Origin of the sequence: Brachyspira sp. (genome assembly GCF_050873525.1) — a bacterium.
In the GTDB taxonomy this organism is placed as follows: Bacteria; Spirochaetota; Brachyspiria; order Brachyspirales; family Brachyspiraceae; genus Brachyspira.
The window spans coordinates 1-7,124 of sequence record NZ_JBNMIZ010000136.1; the positions used below are offsets into that span (position 1 = coordinate 1).

At 28.8% G+C, this 7,124-nt stretch carries 5 protein-coding genes; all 5 read right to left on the bottom strand.

Going from position 1 to position 7,124, the window contains the following annotated elements; translation table 11 throughout:
• Positions 1-441 precede the first annotated feature (441 nt).
• The 5 genes from ACR0QS_RS09165 to ACR0QS_RS09185 all read right to left on the bottom strand — a co-directional run bounded on the left by ACR0QS_RS09165 (position 442) and on the right by ACR0QS_RS09185 (position 7,022).
• Positions 442-1,215, bottom strand: a complete 774-nt coding sequence (locus tag ACR0QS_RS09165; RefSeq protein WP_432633140.1) for a hypothetical protein — start codon at positions 1,213-1,215, stop codon at positions 442-444.
• A 129-nt stretch (positions 1,216-1,344) separates the two neighbouring features.
• Complete coding sequence (locus ACR0QS_RS09170) at positions 1,345-1,545, bottom strand: zinc ribbon domain-containing protein (RefSeq protein WP_432633141.1); 201 nt, start codon at positions 1,543-1,545, stop codon at positions 1,345-1,347.
• Between the two features lie 13 nt (positions 1,546-1,558).
• Positions 1,559-3,760, bottom strand: a complete 2,202-nt coding sequence (locus ACR0QS_RS09175) for a dynamin family protein (protein WP_432633142.1) — start codon at positions 3,758-3,760, stop codon at positions 1,559-1,561.
• Between the two features lie 12 nt (positions 3,761-3,772).
• Positions 3,773-5,299, bottom strand: coding sequence for a dynamin family protein (locus ACR0QS_RS09180; protein WP_432633143.1), 1,527 nt, complete (start codon positions 5,297-5,299; stop codon positions 3,773-3,775).
• Between the two features lies 1 nt (position 5,300).
• Positions 5,301-7,022 carry a dynamin family protein gene (locus ACR0QS_RS09185; protein ID WP_432633144.1) on the bottom strand — a complete coding sequence of 574 codons (1,722 nt, stop codon included), beginning with the start codon at positions 7,020-7,022 and terminating at the stop codon, positions 5,301-5,303.
• Positions 7,023-7,124 lie beyond the last annotated feature (102 nt).

A 7,124-nucleotide genomic window follows, 5' to 3' on the forward strand; every position in this document is an offset into this window, starting at 1 on the left:
CAAAAAAATAACGGATAAAGTAATCGTTCAATTTCTTAACTTCAACATTATTACTCATAGATATAATTATAACAGAATAATTTTATTTGTCAAAATATTAATGAAAAATATAAACAACTTAATTTTAAAATAGTTTATTTATTAAAAATATAACTAATTAAAAATAAAATAGAATTTTATTTTAAAAATTTAACTTTATTAATAGTGGATTGCTTCGATTTATAAATAAATCTCGCAATGACGGACGAAATGAAAATATATTTTGTCATTGCGAGGCTTTGCTGATACTAAAGTCCGCCTTTGGCGAGCAATCTAAATAAAGTAGATTAATTCTTTTGCCAAATTCGGATTTTATTCAGCGCTTACCCATAATGACAAAATAATAAAAAAACCGCTTTCAAAATCGCAAATTGATTAATCGAGCGGTTTTATTTTTAATTTTTATTCTCCATCGTTAATAAACGGATTATTACTTATATTTTTTGTATCTTCCGTATTTTCAATATTTTCGTTTGTAGAATTATCTTCAGACGAAATATTTTCTTGTTTATATTTATCCATAACAAATTTTATAAAATGTTTGATAATAAATAAATCATACGGAGCGGTATCTTCTTGAGGTTGACTTAAGCTGCCAATACTTCCTCTGTTTTCGTTTTTTTCTTCTTTTTCTTCTTCGATTTTTTCTATAATATCGTCCGTATTTGCTTCGTATTTTTCGATGTTCTTTTTATATTCTTCAGACTTGTCATATACTTCGTCAAGTATTTTTTCTCTAAAGAGTATTTCTTTTAGGCTTCCAATGAAATCTTTATGAGTTAATTGTTTTTCCAATTCATTGCCTAAATTTTCCATATTTGCTTTTTTCATAGTATTAAATATAGAACCAAAATATCCTTTAGTCAATCCTCCGCCTATTTCTCTAAATATGCCCGATACAGTTTGAATATTAATGTTTATGCAAGAATTTTTAGCGTCTAACCACATAATATTTACAGGCGCAATATCGGTTATATTTATTTCTTCCTCAAATTTAAAGAAGTTATAAGTGTCAGATTTGTCAGAATTTTTTATTTCTATTGAAATTAAATTTAATCCTATTTTTACTAAAGTGTCGTTAAAAGTCTTTTCGTCTATTTTATCTTTTAAATTAATAACTATAGATTTTTTAACTCCTTCTTTTGAAAATATACTTGTTAATATTGGTGAAAACATAATTTTTTCTCCTTCGTTTTAATTTTTTTTAGTTTTTAATTTTATTTTTTAATTTTTTTATTTTATAAAGTAGTTCTTAAAAGTTAGGTTGGATATGAAGAATATACTCTAAAAATCATTTTTCCTCCTTTATAGATTATTTTTATTAATCATTTTATTTATAGCGGATAATTTTATATCTCTGCTTCCGCAACTCGGACATTTAAGCCGAATATTTCCCAATTTTTTTATATTAAATAATTCCAAAAGCGGGTTTACTTTTACTGACGAGCTAAAAGTTTTTCCGCAGGAATTACATTTATAAAAATACGGCGGTTTATTTGGCAACATAAATACTCCTTTATTAAATATTATTTTTTATTTCTTCGATTCCCGAAACGGCTTCTTTATACAATTCTTCATATTTTTTCTTATCTTTAAGCTGATTTTTAAGTTCTTCTGCGTCTTTTTCTATCGAACTTGAAATATCACTTATAAGACTGTTCGCTTGTTCGTCCAATTTTGCAACTATTTCGGCGGATTGACTATTCAAAGCTTTTTCTATATCTTTAATTATATCCAAAACGGTTTTTCTCATAGCTTTTTGCATAACTTCTACGGAGGTTTCCTCTTTGTCCGATACGCTTTCAATTATTATATTAGTATAATCTTTATCTAATCTAACCGAATTTATAGATAATGAACGCAAAACCTTTTTTAACGGTAAAATAATAGAATTTGTATCAAAATCTAAATTTGATAAATCGAATACTTCAAGAAGTTTATTCGCTATAGTTTCGCAAAAATCGTTTATATCGAAAACATTTTTACAAGCGTTATTTATCAATTTTTGAGATTCTTTGATAATCTTATTTACCTGTTCTATGGCATCTTGAGTGGAAGCATAAGATATATTTCTTGTTCTCGTTTCTTGTCTATATCCTCCTATATTGAAAAATCTGGCTATTCCGCTCAAAATTCCGTCTTTTTCTACCATGACGGTATAGTCTTCGGTTTTTTGTCTCTTCTTCACATCGGAATTCATATCTATTATATCTTTGATTTCCGTTAATAAATCGTTAAATTTAACTTTTATCTCATGAGTTTTTTCATCGTAGCAGTCGTCTATACTATGTTTTAATTTTTCCAAATTATTAAGCGAAGATTTAACTTTATCTTCCAAAGTTTTAATATCTCCGTTTGAAAGCTCTTCCTGTTTTCGCATTACTTCTTTATATAATTCTTCTATAGATTGAGTAAATCCTTCAATAAAACCGTAATATATGCTATTTGAACGCTCTTTAAATATATTATCTTTTTTAGAGACTATTTCAGGTATAATCGTAGAATTAAATATTTCTATTCCGCTTAATTTTTTATAACTTTCGGCATCGTCTAAAAAATGCGGAAAAGCCCTCATAATATTCTTTTTTATTCCATCTTCTCTTTTTGATAAGTTGCCGTAGTTTCTATAAATATCATAGCATGAAGAACTTATATAACGAGGAGGAAACGCTTTTTCAAATATATCTTTTCTATTGCTATTATTTATTCTCGCTTTGAATTGTTCATTTAAAACATTTTCTACTCCCGCTTGAGCGCTTTTAATATCGTTATTATATTTTTGACTTTCTCCAATCAAACCGTTATCAAATTTACTGCCTATAACCACAACCTCTTTTATTCCCTCTTGCGGAAGCTGTTCGGAAAATAAACTTATATCCTGCGAATCGAAAAATTGACTTGTAGGACTAAGTAAAAATATAACATCGCATTTTCCCAAAAAATCTCTCGTAAGCTGTCCTCTGCTTATAACTGGGTCGTTCAGTCCCGGAGTGTCCACTATATCAAAATCTTTTATAGCTTCTATATTCAAAAATATTTCGATATATTTAACTATTGGCATATATTTTCCGTTTACGCCGACATAATCCTCGAGTCTATTTTTAAGGGCGTCTATCGTATCGACATTATCCAAAACCTCAAAATTATCGTTATTATCGTTATTTTCAGAATTTTCCAATTTTCTTCTCAATTCGCCTTCGTTTTTCTTAAAATTCTCAAAAATTTCATAAAAGGCTTTAGAACTGTCGCTTAATTCTACCATTCCTAATAATTGAGCGTCCGTTAATTTTACTTCGGGTTTTCCTTTCTTTTTAAGCTCTTCGTTTAATTTTTTTCTTTCGTTTTCAATAGCTCTTTTACATTCTCTCGCTCCGTTTTCTACGGTTTCAAAGTCGCTTAAAGTAAAAAAATGAACTTTCGCCGATATATTTTCAGAGTATCTTATTTTTGTAAGCGCCGCCGTCATTGGAGTAGCCGCTTTCGGCAAAACATCCTCGCTTTCAAAAAATAATGTATTTAGAAAAGAAGATTTTCCCGCTTTAACCTGCCCAACTATTCCTATTGTAAGAATTTTATCTTCGCTTTCGAGCCTTTTATAATTTTCTAAATAATTATTAAAGTTATTTTCAATATCTCCCAATATTGATTTGTCTAAAATCTCCAAATAATTTGAAGTTTTTAATTGGTTTATTAATTCTTCGATTTTTTTATTGTTTTCCATTTTTATTCCTCGCTATTTTAAATTTTTTCTATGCCTATTATATTCTTCCCTATTTTTAGAATATAAAGAATCGCCCAATAAATCTAAACATTTTTCTTTATTATTTTTCAAATCGTTTATGAAGTCTTTAATATTAAGCCTATTTTCTTTAACTTTTTTCATAGAATTATCTATAGATTTATTTTTAGCTCCAATTATTGTAGAAAAAGCGGACTTAATTTTAACTATATTTAACGCTTCGGTATAAATAGCTAAATCTTCGTCCATATCTTCATAGTATTCTACAAATTCGTCAAAGATTTTATTCAAATCTTCCAAGTAATTTCTTTCTATACTGTTATTTTCGCTTTCAAAGAATTCGAATAATTTTTTCTCGCCTTCTTTATAGTCTTCGGGATATAATGAGGAATAAACCACTATATCTTTATAATCTATTCCTCTAACTTCAAGTTGATTTTTACTTTCTTCAACGATTTTATCTATATCTTCTTCGCTTTGAATATCAGCTTTATTGAAAACTATTAAAATATCTTTTCCGTTTAATTCTTCTTTTTCAAGGAATTCCAAATCGTTATTTTTAATAGTTCCGTTTTCCATACTCACAACCCAGATAACATTATCCGCTTGAGCTATTCCTTTCATAGCCATATTGCTGTCGTCTTCCGTAGCGTCCTGCCCTTGCCCCGTATATCCCGGAGTATCGAGTAAAGCGATATTTTCATATTTTAATTTTTGAGTATGAAGCGAAACATATTTTACCATATTATGAACATCTTTATCATATTCTTTGGTAAAATTATGCGTGACAAATTTATAAAATCTTTTATCAACTTTTGTCTGTCCGCTGAAACAGTTTCTTATATATAAATCGTTATCTTTTTCATATACGACAAAAGTATTTATTGCCGTAGTAGGCTCGATGGAAGTTGGAAGTATATCCTCACCCAAAAAAGAATTAATCATACTCGTTTTACCCGAACTAAACTGCCCGCATAAAGCTATTATGTTTTTATGATAGAATAATGGAAAATTAATAGCCTCTTCGATTTTCTCCAAAAGCTCGTCAAAATTCTTAAATAATTTCCCGCTCGGCAAATCGTATTCTATGCATTTATTAATCAAATAGTTATATATCTCTCTTATTTTATGAAAAGATTTTGTAGATTCGGTTTCTTCCGCTCTTTCGGAGAGTATATCCAAAACTTTTTTATGATTAAATATACTCTCTTCTTTTTCTTCCAGTTTAATATTGGTTTCTTTTAACTCCGTCTCGACTTTATTATAATCGCTCTCTTTTTTCGAGAGTTTATTTTTATATTCAGTCAATTCGGAGTTAATATTTTTAATATCCGTTTCTTTTTTCTCTATTTTAATATTGGCGTCTTGAAGTTCCGTTTTTACTTTATTGCAATCGGTTTCTTTTTCAAAGACGATTTTATTTAAAATATTTATCTTATTTTTATATTTGCAAATGACAATTATTAATATTATCATAAATATAAAAATTATCGCTATAGAAAGTATTATTGATATATCCATTTTATTCCTCGTTAGTATTCATTTGTGAAATTAATTTTTCGGTTTTCTCAATATCCGCTTTCAATATATTCATTTTTTCATTAAATTCGTTTTCCGATATTTCTTTATCTTTTTTAGCCTTTTCCAAAGCCTCTTTTATATTATTTTGTTCAACATCAAATTTTTCTCTAACTGCCTTAATGAAAGCGTCTGTTTGCTCCGATATGCAAATTTCAAGTTTTCCTCTAATTTGTAAAAGAACATTTGGAATTATATTTCCGAGTATTTGACTTCTTATACTTTCATTTTGACTCGCTTCTCTATTTGATTTTAATAAACCTCCCAAAAAAGGAATAAGCGCAGCGATTAAAGTGCCGACTATTGGAAGAGCTACCGAGCCTAATGTAATAGCGGAAGATATGGCGGCAGTTGCGGCTAAAGTTCCTGCAGCGGTAACGCCCGCGGTTGGCAAATATTTTTTTAACATCTCCATAACCACATTTACTCCCGCGTCTATTAATTTATTTCCTTCTTCAAGACTGCCGATATTAATAGAATCTATTTGCAAGTCGCCGACTATAGAATTAAAATTAACTTGAAGCCTTTCATATATTTCTGCAAACAATTCTTTCAAATGTCTATCAGCGCTTGAAGATATAACGGGTCTTATCAAGCTATTTACCGTATCTCCAAAGGCGGAAGAATTTTCTTTTGCCTTCATAACGAGCATATCGACATTTTCGCTTAAAGTATTGGATATATCCGAAAGTATCGCGTCCGCAAGCTGATTATTTGCCTTATTCTTTATAAAATACGCTTCTTTTTCAATGCTTTTTTCTATATCTTGCGATTTCTTTTCCAATTCTCTAATATTTTTATCTATCTCGCCAATATCAAATCTATCGTATTTTAATTTGCGGTTTAATTCTTTTAATAAATCTTCTTCCAATATCAATTTCAAATTTGAATATAAACAGTTTTTAGCTATCGCCACAACTTGCATATTTGAAAGTATATTTTCAAAATCGCCAATATCCGAATTCAAAGCCGAAACTTTTCCCACAAATACATCTTTCCCGATATAATTTAATATATTTTCTTTTGTATTTTTAATTATATTTTCAATATCCGTTTCGTCTTTTTGTTCATATTTTGAAAGTATAAAGCCGAAATTAAGGCTGTATAAATCGAGTTCTTTCAAGAAATCCAAAAGAGACTTTTTAATCGTTCCGTTTTCAATATCCATTATTATTATAAAATATGAAGCGGAATTTATATAATTTTTTATCGCCTTATTATGCTGTTCATAGCCCGAATCGAGTCCCGGCATATCGACTATTGTAATATCTTTCATATTCGCTAATTTATCGTTATTCAAATGCATGCGGACAAAAGAACAATTTTCAATAGTCAAATCTTTTAAGTCCGATATACTTTTTCTGCTCGACTCGTTTTTATCGGATATAACTTCCAAATATTCTTCCGTATCGTAAACGAATTCGCAAGCCACAGAAGTTTTAGCCTCTATTCCCACAGGCAAATCAATATTCAAATATTTATTTAGAATACTGCTCTTTCCCGCACTGAATAAACCGATTAGCGGGGCGTTAATCCTAAAATTATTAACCGTATTTTGCGCTTCGGACAGCTTTTTACTCAAATTATCAAAACTATATCTCGTATTGATATTCGAAGCCTCCTCTATTACGGTTAATGCGTTTTTCTTTACTAATTCTACTGACATAATATACTCCTTGATTTTAATTTTTTATTTTTTCTATGAAGTAGAAATAATCTATATAAAATTTTTAAATTATATAAATTGCAAATTAAAATTATAGACGAA

Coding starts and splice junctions, on each gene's coding strand:
- ACR0QS_RS09170 (WP_432633141.1), bottom strand. CDS start 1,545: ATGTTGCCAAATAAACCGCCGTATTTTTATAAATGTAATTCCTGCGGA.
- ACR0QS_RS09185 (WP_432633144.1), bottom strand. CDS start 7,022: ATGTCAGTAGAATTAGTAAAGAAAAACGCATTAACCGTAATAGAGGAG.
- ACR0QS_RS09180 (WP_432633143.1), bottom strand. CDS start 5,299: ATGGATATATCAATAATACTTTCTATAGCGATAATTTTTATATTTATG.
- ACR0QS_RS09165 (WP_432633140.1), bottom strand. CDS start 1,215: ATGTTTTCACCAATATTAACAAGTATATTTTCAAAAGAAGGAGTTAAA.
- ACR0QS_RS09175 (WP_432633142.1), bottom strand. CDS start 3,760: ATGGAAAACAATAAAAAAATCGAAGAATTAATAAACCAATTAAAAACT.